The organism is Gordonia sp. JH63 (assembly GCF_009856645.1).
Lineage (GTDB): Bacteria > Actinomycetota > Actinomycetes > Mycobacteriales > Mycobacteriaceae > Gordonia > Gordonia hongkongensis.
In genome coordinates, this window is the sequence record NZ_CP047235.1 from 2,506,783 (window position 1) to 2,523,552 (window position 16,770).

Annotated in this window: 13 protein-coding genes and 3 pseudogenes; 7 read left to right on the top strand and 9 right to left on the bottom strand. The window is 69.2% G+C overall.

Translation table 11 applies throughout. From position 1 onward, the window contains the following. Nucleotides 1-38: 38 nt before the first annotated feature. The 5 genes from sufC to GR168_RS11345 all read left to right on the top strand — a co-directional run bounded on the left by sufC (nt 39) and on the right by GR168_RS11345 (nt 3,501). Nucleotides 39-812 (top strand): Fe-S cluster assembly ATPase SufC, encoded by a 774-nt coding sequence (gene sufC, locus GR168_RS11325; protein WP_065632165.1) that lies wholly within the window; start codon nt 39-41, stop codon nt 810-812. A 45-nt stretch (nt 813-857) separates the two neighbouring features. Continuing rightward, nucleotides 858-2,135: a cysteine desulfurase gene (locus tag GR168_RS11330; RefSeq protein WP_065632225.1), complete on the top strand. Its 1,278-nt coding sequence runs from the start codon at nt 858-860 to the stop codon at nt 2,133-2,135. Nucleotides 2,136-2,138: 3 nt separating this feature from the next. Then, the gene (gene sufU, locus GR168_RS11335) at nt 2,139-2,606 is read left to right on the top strand and encodes a Fe-S cluster assembly sulfur transfer protein SufU (protein ID WP_058250382.1); all 468 of its coding nucleotides are present in this window, start codon (nt 2,139-2,141) and stop codon (nt 2,604-2,606) included. Further along, nucleotides 2,603-3,007: a metal-sulfur cluster assembly factor gene (locus tag GR168_RS11340; RefSeq protein WP_082652858.1), complete on the top strand. Its 405-nt coding sequence runs from the start codon at nt 2,603-2,605 to the stop codon at nt 3,005-3,007. The genes sufU and GR168_RS11340 overlap by 4 nt, the downstream gene beginning before the upstream one ends. Before the next feature lie 101 nt (nt 3,008-3,108). Further along, the gene (locus GR168_RS11345) at nt 3,109-3,501 is read left to right on the top strand and encodes a DUF1992 domain-containing protein (RefSeq protein ID WP_159370743.1); all 393 of its coding nucleotides are present in this window, start codon (nt 3,109-3,111) and stop codon (nt 3,499-3,501) included. On the opposite strand, the gene GR168_RS11350 is transcribed toward GR168_RS11345, so the two are convergent. Together GR168_RS11350 and GR168_RS11355 are read right to left on the bottom strand one after the other, a co-directional pair. Further along, a complete protein-coding gene (locus GR168_RS11350; RefSeq protein WP_159370744.1) occupies nt 3,502-4,629 on the bottom strand; it encodes a lycopene cyclase family protein in 1,128 nt (375 codons plus the stop codon). Nucleotides 4,630-4,687: 58 nt separating this feature from the next. After that, nucleotides 4,688-5,500: an SDR family oxidoreductase gene (locus GR168_RS11355; protein ID WP_159370745.1), complete on the bottom strand. Its 813-nt coding sequence runs from the start codon at nt 5,498-5,500 to the stop codon at nt 4,688-4,690. 100 nt (nt 5,501-5,600) lie between these two features. Here GR168_RS11355 and GR168_RS11360 point away from each other — a divergent pair, with 100 nt between their 5' ends. Next, nucleotides 5,601-7,229, top strand: coding sequence for an ABC-F family ATP-binding cassette domain-containing protein (locus GR168_RS11360; RefSeq protein ID WP_068971572.1), 1,629 nt, complete (start codon nt 5,601-5,603; stop codon nt 7,227-7,229). On the opposite strand, the gene GR168_RS11365 is transcribed toward GR168_RS11360, so the two are convergent. The 6 genes and pseudogenes from GR168_RS11365 to GR168_RS11390 form a co-directional block, all read right to left on the bottom strand. Further along, complete coding sequence (locus GR168_RS11365) at nt 7,213-8,274, bottom strand: aminotransferase class I/II-fold pyridoxal phosphate-dependent enzyme (protein ID WP_068971603.1); 1,062 nt, start codon at nt 8,272-8,274, stop codon at nt 7,213-7,215. The two genes, GR168_RS11360 and GR168_RS11365, sit on opposite strands and share 17 nt — an antisense overlap. Next, nucleotides 8,271-9,299: a 3-oxoacyl-[acyl-carrier-protein] synthase III C-terminal domain-containing protein gene (locus tag GR168_RS11370; protein ID WP_159370746.1), complete on the bottom strand. Its 1,029-nt coding sequence runs from the start codon at nt 9,297-9,299 to the stop codon at nt 8,271-8,273. The genes GR168_RS11365 and GR168_RS11370 overlap by 4 nt, the downstream gene beginning before the upstream one ends. After that, nucleotides 9,296-9,960 (bottom strand): annotated as a pseudogene (locus GR168_RS11375) (SRPBCC family protein). Before GR168_RS11375 ends, GR168_RS11370 begins: the two are co-directional and overlap by 4 nt. Continuing rightward, nucleotides 9,957-11,674, bottom strand: a pseudogene (locus tag GR168_RS11380) (thiamine pyrophosphate-binding protein). The pseudogenes GR168_RS11375 and GR168_RS11380 overlap by 4 nt, the downstream one beginning before the upstream one ends. 218 nt (nt 11,675-11,892) lie before the next feature. Further along, the gene (locus tag GR168_RS11385; RefSeq protein ID WP_159370747.1) at nt 11,893-13,455 is read right to left on the bottom strand and encodes an AMP-binding protein; all 1,563 of its coding nucleotides are present in this window, start codon (nt 13,453-13,455) and stop codon (nt 11,893-11,895) included. Between the two features lie 113 nt (nt 13,456-13,568). Next, nucleotides 13,569-15,133 (bottom strand): annotated as a pseudogene (locus GR168_RS11390) (GMC oxidoreductase). 191 nt (nt 15,134-15,324) lie between these two features. Between GR168_RS11390 and GR168_RS11395 the strand changes: the two are divergent. Next, nucleotides 15,325-16,197 (top strand): hypothetical protein, encoded by an 873-nt coding sequence (locus GR168_RS11395; protein ID WP_065632171.1) that lies wholly within the window; start codon nt 15,325-15,327, stop codon nt 16,195-16,197. 2 nt (nt 16,198-16,199) lie between these two features. On the opposite strand, the gene GR168_RS11400 is transcribed toward GR168_RS11395, so the two are convergent. Next, a complete protein-coding gene (locus GR168_RS11400; RefSeq protein ID WP_058250388.1) occupies nt 16,200-16,766 on the bottom strand; it encodes a TetR/AcrR family transcriptional regulator in 567 nt (188 codons plus the stop codon). Nucleotides 16,767-16,770: the final 4 nt, after the last annotated feature.

A 16,770-nucleotide genomic window follows, 5' to 3' on the forward strand; every position in this document is an offset into this window, starting at 1 on the left:
CACGAACTTCCCCAGCCCGGAGAAAGAATTCTAAGACTATGACCACACTGGAAATCCGCGATCTGCACGTCGACGTCGCGCAGACCGACACCGACGCCGAGCCCATCCACATCCTCAAGGGTGTCGACCTGACCGTGAAGTCGGGGGAGACCCACGCGATCATGGGCCCCAACGGTTCCGGCAAGTCGACGCTGTCGTACGCCATCGCCGGCCACCCCAAATACGAGGTGACCTCGGGCTCGATCACCCTCGACGGTGAGGACGTCCTGGAGATGAGCGTCGACGAGCGCGCCCGCGCCGGGCTGTTCCTCGCCATGCAGTACCCCGTCGAGGTGCCCGGCGTCTCGATGTCGAACTTCCTGCGGACCGCCGCCACCGCCGTGCGCGGTGAGGCGCCGAAGTTGCGCCACTGGGTCAAGGAGACCAAGGAGGCGATGACCTCGCTCGACATCGATCCGTCGTTCTCCGAGCGCAGCGTCAACGAGGGTTTCTCCGGCGGTGAGAAGAAGCGTCACGAGATCCTCCAGCTCGATCTGCTCAAGCCGCGGATCGCGATCCTCGACGAGACCGACTCGGGACTCGACGTCGACGCCCTGCGGGTGGTCAGCGAGGGCGTGAACCGGTACAAGGAGCGCGACAACGGCGGGATCCTGCTGATCACGCACTACACGCGCATCCTCCGCTACATCAAGCCGGAGTTCGTGCACGTCTTCGTCAACGGTCGCGTCGTCGAATCCGCCGGTCCCGAACTCGCCGATGAGCTCGAGGAGAAGGGTTACGAGCGTTTCACCTCGGCTGCCAAGGCCGGCTGAGACCGCCCGACCGATCCGAGCCGACCAGCACAGGAGGTGTATCAGGTGACACTCTCGACAGAGGTTTCCACCGCCCTGGACGTCGATTCGCTGCGCGCCGACTTCCCGATCCTCTCGCGCACCGTCCGCGACGGAAAGCCGCTGGTGTACCTGGATTCCGGGGCGACCTCGCAGCGTCCGGTCCAGGTGCTCGACGCCGAACGGTACTTCCTCACGCACCACAACGCCGCGGTGCATCGCGGCGCGCATCAGCTCGCCGAGGAGGCGACCGACGCGTATGAGGACGCCCGGGAGGTCATCGCGGCGTTCGTGGGGGCGTCCGCCGACGAGCTCGTGTTCACCAAGAACGCAACTGAGGCACTCAACCTCGTGACCTACACCCTCGGCGACCCGCGGTCTGCGGATCTCCTCGGGGGTTCGGCGCTCGGCCCCGGCGACACCGTCGTCATCACCGAGCTGGAGCATCACGCCAATCTCGTTCCGTGGCAGGAGCTCTGCGGCCGCACGGGCGCGACGCTCCGCTGGTTCGGGGTGACCGACGAAGGTCGAATCGACCTGGATTCGCTGACCCTCGACGAGTCGGTGAAGGTCGTGTCCTTCACACACCAGTCGAATGTGACCGGGGCGGTCGCCGACGTGGCCGAGCTGGTCTCCCGCGCACGCGCGGTCGGCGCACTCGTCGTGCTCGACGCCTGCCAGTCGGTGCCGCACATGCCGGTCGACTTCCGTGCTCTCGACGTCGACTTCGCCGCCTTCTCCGGGCACAAGATGTTCGGACCCAGTGGCGTCGGAGCGCTGTACGGCAAGTCCGATCTGTTGAATGCGTTGCCGCCGTTCATCACCGGCGGCTCGATGATCGAGACCGTGACCATGGAGGGGTCGACGTACGCTCCGCCGCCGCAACGGTTCGAGGCGGGCGTGCCGATGACCTCGCAGGTCGTCGGACTCGGTGCCGCGGTGCGTTACCTGACCGTTCTCGGCATGGACGCCGTCGCCGCGCATGAGCATGCGCTGACCGCGCGGGCGCTGGAGCAGCTCGGCGACATCGAGGGTGTGCGGATCATCGGGCCGTCGACCCCGGAGAGCCGCGGCGGCGCCGTGGCCTTCCTCGTCGACGGCATCCACGCCCACGATCTCGGGCAGATCCTCGACGACGAGGGCGTGGCCATTCGGGTGGGTCACCACTGCACGTGGCCGCTGCACCGGCGCTTCGGCGTCGCCGCCACCGCACGTGCGTCGTTCGCCGCGTACAACACGTTCGCCGAGGTCGATGCGCTCGCCGCCGCGATCGTCACGGCGCAGAAGTTCTTCGGGACGGTCTGAGCCATGCGGATGGAACAGATGTACCAGGAAGTGATCCTGGACCACTACAAACACCCACACGGGCGCGGACTCCGTGAACCGTTCGGTGCCGAGGTCCACCACGTCAACCCGACCTGTGGTGACGAGGTCACCCTGCGCGTGGCGGTCTCCGACGACGGTTCGAGCATCGACGACGTGTCCTACGACGGGCAGGGATGCTCGATCTCGCAGGCGTCGACGTCGGTGTTGCACGACCTCATCGTCGGCCGGCCGGTCGGGGAAGCACTGGCCACCGTCGAGTCGTTCAACGCGATGATGACCTCCCGCGGCAAGGACGCCGGTGACGAGGACGTCATCGGCGACGGGATCGCCTTCGCCGGGGTGAGCAAATACCCGGCACGCGTCAAATGCGCGCTCCTGGGCTGGATGGCCTTCAAGGACGCACTCGCGCAGACGATGGACAGCCACGAGACACGAGCGGAGACAGCATGAGTGACGACACTGCCACCACGGACACACCGACGACCGCGGCCACCGACACCGGCGTGACGGGGACACCCGCCGCGCCCGCGACGTCGCTGCCGGCCATCGAGGACGTCGAGGAGGCGATGCGCGACGTGGTCGACCCCGAACTGGGGATCAACGTCGTCGACCTCGGTTTGGTCTACGGCATCGAGGTGACCGACGACGCGGTCGCGAAGATCGACATGACCCTCACCTCGGCGGCCTGTCCGCTGACCGACGTGATCGAGGACCAGTCGCGCGGTGCGCTGGTCTCCAGCGGTCTGTGCACCGACATGGAGATCAACTGGGTCTGGCTGCCGCCGTGGGGCCCCGACAAGATCACCGACGACGGTCGCGAGCAGCTCCGCGCCCTCGGCTTCACCGTCTGACCGACGATCGGACACACCACTGCGCCGGCCCCGGTCATGATCGACGACCGGGTCCGGCGCTTGTTCGCCGGTAGGGCACTTCCGTGCGGGGAGTTGATCGCATGAGGCGTTTCGAGTCGCGGGTCGAGCGGATGATCCGAGAGGCCACCGAACGCGGCGAATTCGACAACCTACCGGGCGCGGGGAAGCCGTTGGATCTGACCGACAGCGACGATCCCGACTGGTGGGTCAAGCGCAAGATCCGCGAGGAGAACCTCGACTCGTCGGCGTTGCTCCCCGCGCCGCTGCTGTTGCGCCGGGAGGCACAGGATTTCCCGGAGTCGCTGCGCCAGATCGCCGACGAGGACGCGGTCCGCGACATCCTCGTCGACTTCAATCGCCGTGTGCGCGAGGCACATCTCGCCGCCCGCCAGATGGCGCTGCCGCACAGCGTCGTCGCGCACACCGTCGACGTCGATGACGTGATCCGACGCTGGCGGGCTCTGCGGCGGTGATCAGCCGGCGTCGCCGACCCACGCCGGGGTGGACATCGCACCCCGCGCCACCACGACGCGAGTACGCATGTCGACCGCGGCGATGACCCTGGTCATCGCGCTCATCGTGCCGGTGAGATCGTCCCGCTTGCTCAGGTAACTGCGTTGTGCGGTAAGGGGCATCGTGAAGAACGCCTCGAAGAACGCGACCGTTTGCGACGGACTGAGCCCCAGCAGGGCGCTGAGCCCACGGAGGCGCAGGTTGTGTACCGCACGGGTGGACGGCGGCCACAGATCCGCGGCGGGGTCTCGACCCGCGGCGAGAGCGGCCACCACGGCGTCGGTGCACATCAACGATGTCGCGACGCTGTAGCCGGTCGTCGGGTTCTTGAATCCGCCCGCGGCGCCGAACCGGAAAACCGGATCGCGCCAGGGGTGTGGTGACGAACCGGTCAGCGGGAAGTCGACGTGCTCGACCCGCCGGATCCCCGACGGCATCCCACCGAGCCGCGCGGCCAGGCGGCGCTCGAGTTCGTCGAGACCGAGGGCGGGATGCCCGGCGAGGCAGGTCTCCTCGAGGAGGTACTCGCCCCCGCCGAGCGGCACGACATACAGAAAGGACGGCAGCGCCCGGCGGTCTGTCGCGCCACCCCGCCAGTCCATGAGCAGTGCCTCGTGCCCGTCCAGCACGGGTGCGGCCACCTCCGCGTCGACGACGATCCCGTACGCCGTCTGTCGAGGTGCGTCGTGGGGGAGCGCACCGCGACAGTCGACCACGGCATCGCCGGTCAGGACCGAACCGTCATCGAGATGCACACGCGCGCCGTCGATCTCGACCACCCGAGCGGAACGGGTCGGAACCCCGTCGAGGGTCAGTGACCGTTGCAGGCCGGGGGTGTCGAAGACGGTGTACCCGCGGGCCACCTCCTCGAGTTCGCGGCCCGCGATCCCGATGCGCGCGGTCCGGGCGGCGACGGCGGACTGCTCGACCCACTCGGGCAACTCGTCGGACCAGCATGCGAACGTGGACCGCCAGACCCGGTCGGGGGACGGATCGACCAGGGTGACCGGTACGCCGGCACGGGCCAGGCGGTGGACGAGGGCGCGGCCGGCCGGCCCGGCCCCCGCGACGATGACTCCGGAACTCACATCCTGTCCTTCGGCGCGGGCGGCGATCCGGACGGTGACGTGTCGTCGGGCAGGGACGTCACGAACCGCCGGTGGCGAGCATGCCACCGTCGACGGCCAGGGTCTCGCCGGTGATCCACGCCGACTCGTCGCTCGCGAGGAAGGCGACCGCCCGGGCGACGTCCTCGGGTTCCCCGATCCGCTTCATCGGGTACGAGTTCGCCGCGCGGGCCTCGTTGTCGCCCTCGGTGAACACGGATGCGAACTTGGTCCGCACGATGGAGGGGGCGATCGCGTTGACGCGGATCGCCGGACCGAGTTCCCAGGCGAGTTCGGCGGTGAGACGGATCAGCGCCGCCTTCGACGTGCCGTACGCCGCGATCACGCCCGTCGACCGCAGGCCCGCGACCGAGGAGATGTTGACGACCGACCCGCCGGTGTCCTTCATGCCCGCCCGGTAGGCCTCCTGGACGAACCCGAGCGCGGCGACGACGTTGGTGTCGAACGTCTTGCGGTACGCGGCGAGGTCGGCCCCCATCAGTGGGCCGGCCAGCGGCGCGATCCCGGTGTTGTTGACCATGATGTGGATGCCGCCGCCCTGTGCGACGGCCGCGTCCACGGCGGCCGCCCGGTCGTCGGCGTCGCCGGTGTTGCCCGCACACGCCGAGACCGTCGCTCCGGGCACCGCCGTCCGGATCCGGCCGGCCGCCTCCTCGAGTGGCTCGGCCTTCCGGCTCGTGATGACGACCGAGGCGCCGCGACGGGCCAGTTCCGTCGCGATCGCCTCACCGATGCCGCGACTGGCACCGGTGACGAGCGCGGACCGGCCGGTCAGGTCGGAGGACTGCGGGAAGTTCTGCGGAATCGTTGTGGAGTGCGTCACGTCCCACACCGTATCGGTCCACCGTGACGGGGGTGGTCGACTCGGCCGCACGGCGCCGGGGTCCGCACGTGGAAAAAGCAGTGGCGTGGCACCGGTAGAATCGACCGTCGTGATCACCGCGACCGACCTGGAGGTACGAGCGGGCGCTCGGACCCTGTTGGCGGCGCCCGGCGACGCCTTACGCATCCAGCCCGGCGACCGGATCGGCCTCGTGGGCCGCAACGGTGCCGGCAAGACCACCACGCTGCGCATCCTGGCCGGCGAGACCGAACCCTACGGGGGATCGATCCGCCGGTCCGGTGAACTCGGTTACCTCCCGCAGGACCCCAAAGAGGGCGACCTCGACGTCCTGGCCAAGGACCGGGTGCTCTCCGCGCGCGGTCTCGACGAGATCCTGCGCGACATGGAGAAGCAGCAGGCGCAGATGGCCGAGGCCGCCGACGACAAGCTGCGGGACAAGGCCGTGGCGCGGTACGGCCGCCTCGAAGAGCGCTTCGCCGCCCTCGGCGGATACGTCGCCGAATCCGAGGCCGCGCGGATCTGCAACAGCCTGGGTCTGCCCGATCGGGTTCTCGAGCAGCCGCTGCGGACACTCTCCGGCGGTCAGCGCCGACGGATCGAGCTCGCACGCATCCTGTTCGCGGCGTCCGACGGCTCGGGGAAATCCGACACCACCCTCCTGCTCGACGAACCGACCAACCACCTCGACGCCGACTCGATCGCCTGGCTCCGTAGCTTCCTGCAGAACCACGAGGGGGGTCTCGTCGTGATCAGTCACGACGTCGACCTGCTGGCCGACGTGGTGAACCGGGTGTGGTTCCTCGACGCGGTGCGCGGTGAGGCCGACATCTACAATATGAGCTGGAAGCGGTACCTCGATGCCCGGGCGACCGACGAGCAGCGCCGTCGTCGCGAACGGGCCAATGCCGAGAAGAAGGCGTCCGCCCTGCGCGCGCAGGCCGCGAAGCTCGGTGCCAAGGCCACCAAGGCGACCGCCGCGCAGAACATGCTCAAGCGCGCGGAGCGGATGATCGACGCCCTCGACGAGGAACGGGTGGCCGACCGCACCGCGCGGATCAGGTTCCCCGAACCGGCCGCATGCGGCAAGACACCGTTGATGACGTCCGGACTCTCGAAGAGCTACGGCTCGCTGGAGATCTTCACCGGGGTGGACCTCGCGATCGACAAGGGCAGTCGCGTCGTCGTCCTCGGCCTCAACGGCGCGGGCAAGACGACGCTGCTGAGAATGCTTGCCGGAGTGGAGAAGCCGGACACAGGGTCGATCGAGCCGGGATTCGGTCTGAAGATCGGCTACTTCGCGCAGGAACACGACACCCTCGACGACCGGGCGTCGGTGTGGGAGAACATCCGGCACGCTGCACCCGACGCGGGCGAGCAGGACCTCCGAGGCCTGTTGGGCGCGTTCATGTTCAGCGGCGCCCAGCTCGATCAGCCGGCCGGCACGCTGTCCGGCGGTGAGAAGACCCGGCTCACGCTGGCCGGGCTGGTGTCCTCGGCGGCGAACGTCTTGCTCCTCGACGAGCCGACCAACAACCTCGACCCGATCTCGCGCGAACAGGTCCTCGACGCCCTGCGCAGCTACACCGGGGCCGTCGTCCTGGTGACGCACGATCCGGGCGCCGCCGCCGCGCTCGATCCGCAGCGTGTGATCCTGTTGCCCGACGGCACCGAGGACCACTGGAGCGAGGAGTATCAGGAGCTCATCGAGCTCGCCTGATCGCCTCGATGAGCCGATCGGTGCCGGCGCGGTCGGGCACCGTCAGCGGGTGACCGTGTCCGGCGAACTCCCGGCCGACGACCCCCGCGTCCCGCAGTCGCCGCCCGAACTCGATGCCGTCGGGGCCCGGCACGAACACGAAATTCGCCTCGCTCGGCAGCGCCGGGTGGCCCGAGTCGCGCAGCGCGTCGGCGATTCGATCGCGTTCGCGGCGCATCGCCGTGACCCGTCCGGCCAGCTCGTCGGACGCGGCAAGTGCCACTGGCGCAGCGTGTTCGGCGCCCGCGGTGATCGAGAAGGGGACCTCGTGACGGCGGGCACCGCCGACGGACGTCGCCGACCCGATCGCATATCCGACCCGCAGTCCCGCGAGACCGTGGGCCTTGGAGAGGCTTCGCACCGCGATCAGGTTGGGGTACTCGTCGACCAGCGTCCGGACATCGGGTGCGTTCCGGCAGTACTCGACGTACGCCTGGTCGAGGATCACCGGGATCGCCGGGTCGACAGCCGTGAGCAGTTCACGAATCTCCGCGTCGGAGAGGACCGATCCGGTCGGGTTGTGCGGGCTGCAGACGATGACGGCCGCGGTGTCCGGACCCGCGGCCGCGGCGAGCGCACCGACATCGGGACGCCCGTCGTCGAACAGCGGGGTCGTGTCGATCCCGAGCCCGATCATCTCGGCGAGCAGCGCGAAACCCTCGAATGTCGGTGCAGGGGTGACAATCCGAGGTCCGGTACGACCCCTGGCCCGGGCCCGTGCAGCCGAGTCCTGCAGGATCGCGGAGAGTACGGCCGTCGCCCCGGCGCCGACGCTGATGTGCGCTGCCTCGACACCGGTGTGCTCGGCGATCGTCGCGCGCAGACCGTCGGGACGAAACGACGGGTAGCGGTGGGCCGATGCCGCCGTGTCGCGCAGCGCGGACACGACCGCGGGCAACGGGGGATAGGCGGACTCGTTCCGGTCGCATCGCACGACGACGTCGGTGCGCACGCCGGCGAGGTCCGTGGCGCGCTCGGAGACCGGAGCCGGCAGCAGAACCGTCACGAACGCCCACTCCACCGGATCGCTCCGGCAGCGGCGAAGTCGCCGGCATGGGCGAACGCCGACATCATCACGATGTCACCGGGACGCACGCGCCCGTCGTCGATCGCCGCGTCCAGAGTCATCGGAATCCCGACCGCAAACAGGTTCCCGCAGTCGTCGAACGTGTCCGGGTGTCGCGACTCGGGCAGTTCGAAGGCCTCGCGCCAGTTGCGCAGGAATATCCGGTTGGGCTGGTTGGTGACGAGCAGGTCCAGGTCGGACGGACGTACCCCGATTCGATGAGCAAGCGCCGCAGCCACTTCCGGGACCATCCGGTTCCCGCGTGCGAGTACTTTCGCGATCTTGGCCTCGGTGAAGCCGACATGGATCTGACCCGGGCCCGCCTCCCAGTACTTGCGTTCCGGCTGTGCGACGGCGGTCATGTCCGCCGAGAACTGGCCGAAGGACCGGCATTCGGTCCCGAGCACCGGGTTACCCGCGTCGCCGAGAGTCAGGATCGCCACGGCCGCGCCGTCACCGGGTATCGCGGCCTGCGCCTTCATCCGTACCTGCTCCTGGGTGAAGATCTGTCCGGCGCTGTTCTGCGCCAGCGCGATCAGGGCCTTGCGGCCTCCGTTCGCGCGCAGTAGCGCTCCGGCGATCTCGATGAGGTGGACGAAGGCCGCACAGCCGCCGTTGTGCACGTCGAGCACGGTTCGCGGGGCGAGGCCGAGGCGGTGTGCGACCTCGCCGACACACCCGCGGACCGGGACCTCCGGCAGCTGGCTGTGGGTGAGCACGACGTCCACGTCGTCGAGATATCCGTCGCCGTGGCGCTCGACGAGACGCCGTGCGGCGGCGACGATCATGTCCGCCGACGTCTCACCGTCGGCCGCGTGGTGGCGGAAGGACGGAGCCCGGAACATGACGTTGCCGGCGAGTTCGTCGTCCTCGGCGTACTGCGCGAAGAACTCCGCCGGCACCCGGGCGGCCGGGCGGTAGGTGGCGAGGTCGGCGAGCGAGACGGCGGGGGCGTCGGCGGTCATGAGCGCATCCATTCGGGGGTCAGCGGAAGTCCGTGGCGATGGCGGTGTTCGGCGATGGCGGTGAGGTTGTCGAGTTCGATCTGATGTCCGGCACCGAACATGTCCCACAGGTCGCCGACCCACTCCTCCCGACCGGCCGGTGCGGTCTCGGGAAAGGGGTTCTCGTCGTAGAACGGGTGGTGGCAGTTGTTCCACAGACCACCGAACCCGGACGGTCGAGAACGAGTTGCGCGTCGACGACGCGCATCAGGTAGATCATCCAGAGGTGCTTTCCCTGATCCCAGGCACAGTGGTAGTCGACGGTCATCGCGTCGGCGTTCGCCACGGTCCGGACGTAGATCTTGGTGTCCTCGTTCAGGCGGTCGTATCCGACCCACAGGTCCGGCTCCCCGGCCGGCTCGAAACCGCGTGTGCTGTAGGTCCATTCCTCGAGCGAGCGCGTGTCGGCCAGCCATTCGTACAGTTCGCGCGGCGGTGCGTCGACGTAGCCCTGCACGGGGCAGAAGTCGCCGAACACCTGGTGATGGGGATACACCGAGCGGACCTTGTCGACGACGAGTGCCGTGTTGGCGGAACGGGGGTGGGTCTCCACCCGGACCACGCCGTCGAGCGTGGCCGCGGTGTCCCCGAGATCGGACAGCGCGGAGGTGTGCGTGGTCATGGGGTACCTCTCGAGATCAGTGGGGCGAACGGGGGTTCTTCGTCGGGATCCACTTCCACGATGAGGCAATTCGGTCCGGTGTGTGAGAACAGTTCGTCGCATGCCGAGCGCAGGGTGAGGAGATCGCCGGCGGTGCGCACCGGGAGGCCGGTGAACATCGCGGCCAGCCCGCCCGCGATGTCGGTGTGGCGGAACCGGTTGACGCTCGGCGCGCCGGGGAAGAATCGCGCCTCACGTGTGACACACATGCCGTGCGCGTCGTTGTTGAGCACGATGAGGGTGATCGGCGCATCGTGTTCGATCGCGGTGTGGAACTCCATGCCGTGCATGAGGAACGAGCCGTCACCGGCGATGACGACGACCCGACCGTCCGGAAGGGTGTCCTGCGCGGTGATCGCGGACCCGATCCCCGCCGCGATGGCCCATCCCATCCCGCCCATGCCCAATGCGACGACGAACCGCCCGTCGCCGAACGGGAGATGGTGGATCGCCGCCGCGCCGGTGTTCCCGGCGTCGGCGAACACCGCGCACCCCGCGGGCAGGGCGGCGCCGATGGTGACGAGCACGTCGCGCATTCCGAGGGCGTGAGCCGAGGGTGCGACGGACAGGTGGTCGAGCGGGTGGACCCGGGGTGGGCGGCGTCCGGGGAGCCGGTCGGCGAGTGACCGCTGGAGCGCCCCGAGGGTCTCGGTGAGACGTGCCGTCCCGATGTGCTCGACGTCGGCCGCGGGGTGCGCGGCGGCGCGCTGCCGAGATGCACGACCGGGATCGCTGCGAGGGCGTCGTCGAGGCCGGCGCGATCGGTCATCGACATGCGGCAGCCGATCACCAGGATCAGCTGTGATTCCCGCACGGCCCGATGGGCCGACGGGTGCCCCATCACCCCGGTGACCCCGGAGCAGGACCCGCGGCCGATGTCGCGACCGCCCGGTGAGACCACGACCCCGGCGCCGAGGAGGTCCGCGAGATCCTCGACGGCACTGTGCAATCCGAGCCGCGATGCCTCCTCGCCCGCCCAGATGCACACCGACCCGCCGTCGCGCGCCACCCCGACGAGTCAGTCGGCGAGTCCGTCGACGACCGCCGGGGGCACCGACCGGAGTTCGGTCGGTGCCCCCGACCGCGACGGTGTGGCGTACCCGGGTGAGGACTGCACGTCTTTGGGCAGGATCACCGCGGCCGGCAGACCTCGTGCGAGGGTGGCGAACGCCTCGTCGAGGACCTGATCGAGACGAGCCGACTCGTCGACGAGCCCGCAGAATCCGACGACGCCGGACATCACGGCACGCAGGTCCACGGTGTCCGGCGGGTCGAGCATGTCCTGGAAGCCACCGCGCCCCACCGCGGCGGTCGGCGCCGAACCGATCACGGCGAGCACGGGTACGCGGCTGTCATAGGCCTCGCCCAGCGCCGGGATGACGTTCAGCGCACCGCCACCCGACGTCGTCAGGACCGCGGTCGGCTCGGCGGTGAGCCGTGCGTGCCCATCGGCCATCGCGCCGGCCCCGAACTCGTGTTTCGCGACGACCGGGGTGAGCAGCGGGTGCCGCACCGCCGCGTCGAAGACGTCTTCGATGTTGGCCCCGTGAACGCCGAAGACGGTCCGCACCCCGGCGTCGACGAGTCGCGCGACGAGGAGGTCGGCCACCGGCACGGCCGCCCGTCCCGGATCGTCATCGGGCACAAGCCCGCCTACCGCGTCCAAACCCTGCATTCCCCAGCTCCGAACAGCGGTGCGGCGCCGGCCGATTCGCCGGTGTCCGTAACCGGACCAACTCAGTGTGAGTTAGCTTAGCGTAAGCTAACGTTCGGCGGCAGGGGGTGGTGGTCTGGGCAAGCGGTCGGGTCACCAGGTGGCTTCGACTCGGCTCCTCGCTCCGCTCGGTGCCGGCTCAACCAGCGGTGGGGCGGCTCGACCAGCGGTGGGGCGGCTCAACCAGCTGACGGGCTCGGTGTCTCCGGCCAATACCGCTTGCGCAGATCGCCTTTCACGAGCTTCCCGGTGGGCGTGCGCGGCAGGTCGTCGACGAAGTCGACCGACCGGGGCGCCTTGTAGGCCGCGATGTTCTCGGTGGTGAACGCGATCAGCTGCTCGGCGAGCCGATCGGTGGGTTCGTGGCCGTCGGCCAGCTGCACGCAGGCCTTCGCGACCTCGCCGAGGTCGGGGTCGGGGACACCGATCACCGCGACGTCGAACACCGCCGGGTGATTGATGAGGACGTTCTCGGCCTCCTGCGGGTAGATGTTGACGCCGCCGGAGATGATCATGAACGCCTTGCGGTCGGTCAGATACAGATAACCCTCGTCGTCGACGTATCCGACATCCCCTGTGGTGGACCAGTTCTCGTGTTCGGGGTGCTGGGCCTTGCGGGTCTTGTCGGGGTCGTTGTGGTACTGGAACGCCACGTCCTCGCGTTCGAAGAAGACCTGGCCGACCTCGCCGGTCGGGAGTTCCTTGCCGTCCTCGTCGCAGATGTGGACCACGCCGAGCAGCGGTTTGCCCACCGAGCCGGGATGATCGAGCGCCTCCTGCGGGCCGATGAACGTCGCGCCGGCGGCCTCGGTCGATGCGTAGTACTCGTGGATGACCGGGCCCCACCACTCGATCATCGCCCGCTTCACCTCGACCGGGCAGGGCGCGGCGGCGTGGACGGCGATCTTCATGCTGCTGACGTCGTACTTCGAGCGGACGTCCGCGGGCAGCTTCAGCATCCGGATGAACATGGTGGGCACCCACTGGCTGTGGGTCACGCGGTACTTCTCGATAGCGGCGAGGGCCGCTTCGGGATCGAACCGGTCCATCATGACGACGGTCCCGCCGACCGAGTTGGTCATCCCGCAATAGCGCAGCGGCGCCGCGTGATACAGCGGCGCGGGGGAGAGGTAGACCGCGGAGTCGTCGTAGCCGTACATGGGTGCGAAGATCGCGGTGTAGGCGTCGGGCACCTGGTCGACCTGCCCTTCGGGCATCGGTGTCTTGATGCCCTTCGGACGGCCGGTGGTCCCGGAGGAGTAGAGCATGTCGGTGCCGCGCGGCTGGTCGGTGCGGGGCTCTGCCGACGCATTGGCCAGGACCTTGTCGTAATTCTCGAAGCCGTCGAGATCGCCACCCCACACGATGCGGCGACCCGGGCCGGCAAGGGCCTCGATCTCGCCGGCGGCCGACACGGCCTCGACGACCGAGGCGCCGGCGAACAGGACCTGCGCGTTGCAGTCGGAGAGAATGTAGTTGGTCTCCGCCGCGGTGAGGTGGTGGTTGACCGCGGTCACGTACAGACCGCTGCGCAGGGCCGCCCAGTACACCTCGAAGACGTGGAAGTCGTTGGCGGAGACCACGGCGATGTTGTCGCCGCGTCGGAGTCCGAGGGAGTCGAGGTAGTTGGCGAGCCGGGTCGAGTTCTCGTCCAGTTGTCGGTAGGTCAGTACCTCGCCGGTAGCGGCCCGGATGACGGCCGGCTTGTCGGGGGTGTATTTCGCGAAGACTCCAGGAAACAAGAGTGACGCTCCTCGTGACGAAGGGGATGGCCACCCCGAACGATCGTATCTAACGCTCGTTCGGGGTGTTGCGAGTCACAGTACCCTAGCGTCGTGTCCGATTTCGCAGTTCCTCAGTGCGTCGAGAGAAACCTGTCCATGGTTCGCTCCGCGAGCGCGGTGATCGTCAGCGCGGGATTCACCAGGCCGACTGCGCCGGGGACGAAGGAACCGTCGACGACCCACAGGTTGTCGTAGCCCCGGATTCCGCCGTCAGCGTCGGCCGCGGCACCCATGACGACGCCGCCGAGCCCGTGATAGGTACTCGCGGAACCGAATCCGAGCGCGCGAGACGACACGTGGGTTCCGTTGGCGGCGAAGCCGAAACGGCCCTCGGTGCGTTCGTGGAAACGCTTGATGAAGGCGTTGCTGCGGCGGTCGAGGTCGTTGCGGTCGGCGGGGTGGGGATAGTTCAGTTGCGCCCGCCGGGTGCGATGGTCGTAGTCGATCGTGCCGCGTTCGTCGGTGTGGGCCTGCACGAGGTGGGTGGTCGCGGCCTTGCCGAGCGGTGCCGGCAGCGGGGTGGCCTGATAGACCATCGAGACCCGTCCGCCGGGCAGGTTGTCCTCGTAGATCCGTGCGTAACCCGGTCCGCCCTGGACGGCGCCGAAATCCTCGCGGGGGTTCGCCCGGATGGTGAGGAAGTCGCCGTTCACGCCGAAGCCGTCGCCGATTCGCGGTGACAGTCGCGGCAGGCGCCCCTGCGCGCGCGCTTCGACGAGCAGCCGGGTGGTGTGGAAGGAGCCCGCGGCCATGAAGAGGTGATCGGCCTCGGTGGTCACGGTGCGTACCGTGCGGCCCTGCTCGTCGAGAACCCGTGCGGTGACGACGAATCCGGCGCGGCGCGAGCGAGGCCGGATGTCGAAGACCTCGTGCATCGGCTTGACGGTGACGTTTCCGGTCCGTTCGGCGGCGAGGAGGTAGCTGCGGTCGAGAGACTTCTTGGCGCCGCTGTTGACGCCGTAGCTCAGTTCGCCCGCGGTCACCGACGGGGTGGCTCGGCCGGCCAGTTCGTCGCGGACGATGTCCCAGTCGATGGCGAAGTCGAAGAAGTGCGGTGACGCGCCGTAGCGCTCGATCACCTTCAGCCGGGACCGGGCCCCGACGTACTCGGGGTGCGCGAGGATGTCCGCGGGCAGCGGCAAGACGCCGAGCCCGGCCTTCGCGCGCGGGAAGTTGGTCTGGGCGAGCTGCGCGTAGTCGGCGGCCGCCGGGACATGTGCTCGAAGTCCTGTCGGCGGGGGACGGGCGTGAAGGAGCCGAACACGAGCGACCCGCCGCCGACGCCTGCGCCGTACACGGCCTCGACGCCGTTGCCCATCACATGGTCGAGCACGCCGGGATACGGCTCCACCGGGAGGCCGCTCGCCGCACTCGCGCCGGCGGGGCTGCCGAACCACGCGGCGCGCTTGTCCGGGGTGGTCGTCGTGGCGAAGGTGTTGCCGTCCGGCCGGATCGGCCACCGGCGCCCGTGCTCGAAAACCGTTGTCGTGTAGCCGGCCTCGCCGAGGCGACGTGCCGCCACCGCGCCGCCGAAGCCGGTGCCGATGACGATCGCGGTCTGCCCCGGTGCCGCCTGCGCCGGGGTGACGGTCGCGCCGAGCGCGGCGAGGGCGCCGACGCCGGCCGCAGAGCGCATGAGGGTCCGGCGAGAGACGGCGGGACCGGGTTTGTCGAGTCTCACCCGGGAACCTTAGCGTGAGCTAAGTAAGGTTAGGCCTTAGCGGCAGCAACTATGTGGGATGGATCACGGCCGGCTTGATCCGGCCCGGCAGCCGCGGTGCGCGATCGGCGAGTCGGCCGGGGCCGCGGGACGTTAGGCTCCGGGGTGTGACGGCTGCGCTGCAGATCGAGGTGGACCGCGACAGCGTGGCGATGGGGGATGACGTCGCTTCCCACGCACACTCACTCCTTGTGGAGCCGGGTACGGCGCTGAGTGTCGTCCTCGCCGCGGCGGCGCCCGAGATCCGTTCTCGGGGCTGGTCCTGGGTGGCCGACGTCGACGGCCGGGTCGCCGCCGTCTGGTCGGCCGACCACGGTGTGCAGATGCTCGTCGGGGACGGACCGGTGACCGCGGACGACGTGCCGTGCCGGATTCATTACCGGTATTTCCTGCAGATCGACCCGGCGTGGCTGCATCGGCGCCTCGCCGAGGGGGCCGCGGCGGACCGGGGCGCCCTCGAACGCGAGTACCGCCCGATCGGTGATCGGCGACGCGAGGAGGACGAGCGTCGCCGCGAACGCGATTCGGCGACAAGGTATCTGACCGGCGAGTGCACCGCGGCGCTGCGCGGCTTCGGTGCGGAGTTCGATCTGCACAACGACCGGATGGCACGGTTCGACCTGGTCGGCTCGATGTGGCGGGTACAGCGCGCCGACACCATGACCATGACCTTCGACGGTGCGAATCAGGTCCTGTCGTCGATCCGACCCGTCGGCGTCGCCGAGTGCTGGCTGGTCGCGGCCGTCGGAATGCGTATGCGACAGGTGCAGGGACTCACGCCGGTCCCGAACGACCCCCGTTTGCCGGTGCCGGAGCTGCGGCCGATGGGATCAGGGGTGGCCGGATCGCCACGCTGGACGACGAGAGGTACGAGAGGCGATCCCGTCGTCCAGCTGACCGGCGATGAGGCGGTGCGGGCCTACCGGTTGTCGGCGAATCGTTCGATCGACGAGGTCGTGTCCCTGCTGGCCCCGGACTGAGGTCAGTCGTGTGCGCGCACGGACTCCTCGACGAGGTCGAGCACCGCGTGCAGATCGTCGGTGGGCTGGCCGGTGGCCAGCCGGGTGATCAGACCGTCGAGCACGAGGTCGAGGTAGTTGAGCAGAACGTCGGTCGGGACGTCGTCGCGCAGGCGCCCCGCCTGCCGACCCCGCTCCAGCCGACTGAGTGTCGCCTGCTCGACCTCGGCCGCGTAGGACACCCACTCCGCGCGGAAGCCGTTGTCCGTCCGTAGTTTCCGCGCGATCTCCAGGCGCGTGCCGAGCCAGTCGAAATCCTGAGGCCGCGTGAGCATGTCGCGCATGACCTGCACCAGGCCCTGCTCGGCCGCCACGTCGGCCATGCGCTCGGCATCTTCCCGCGCGAGCGCGAGGAACAGCGCCTCTTTGTCCCGGTAATGGTGGAAGATCGCACCCCGGGACAAGCCGGTGGACTCTTCGATCCGTTTGACGGTCGCGCCGTCGTATCCGTACTCCGCGAAGCAATGCCGCGCGCCGTCGAGAATCTCCCGACGACGCGCGGCAAGCCGGTCATCGCTGACCTTGGGCACGTCG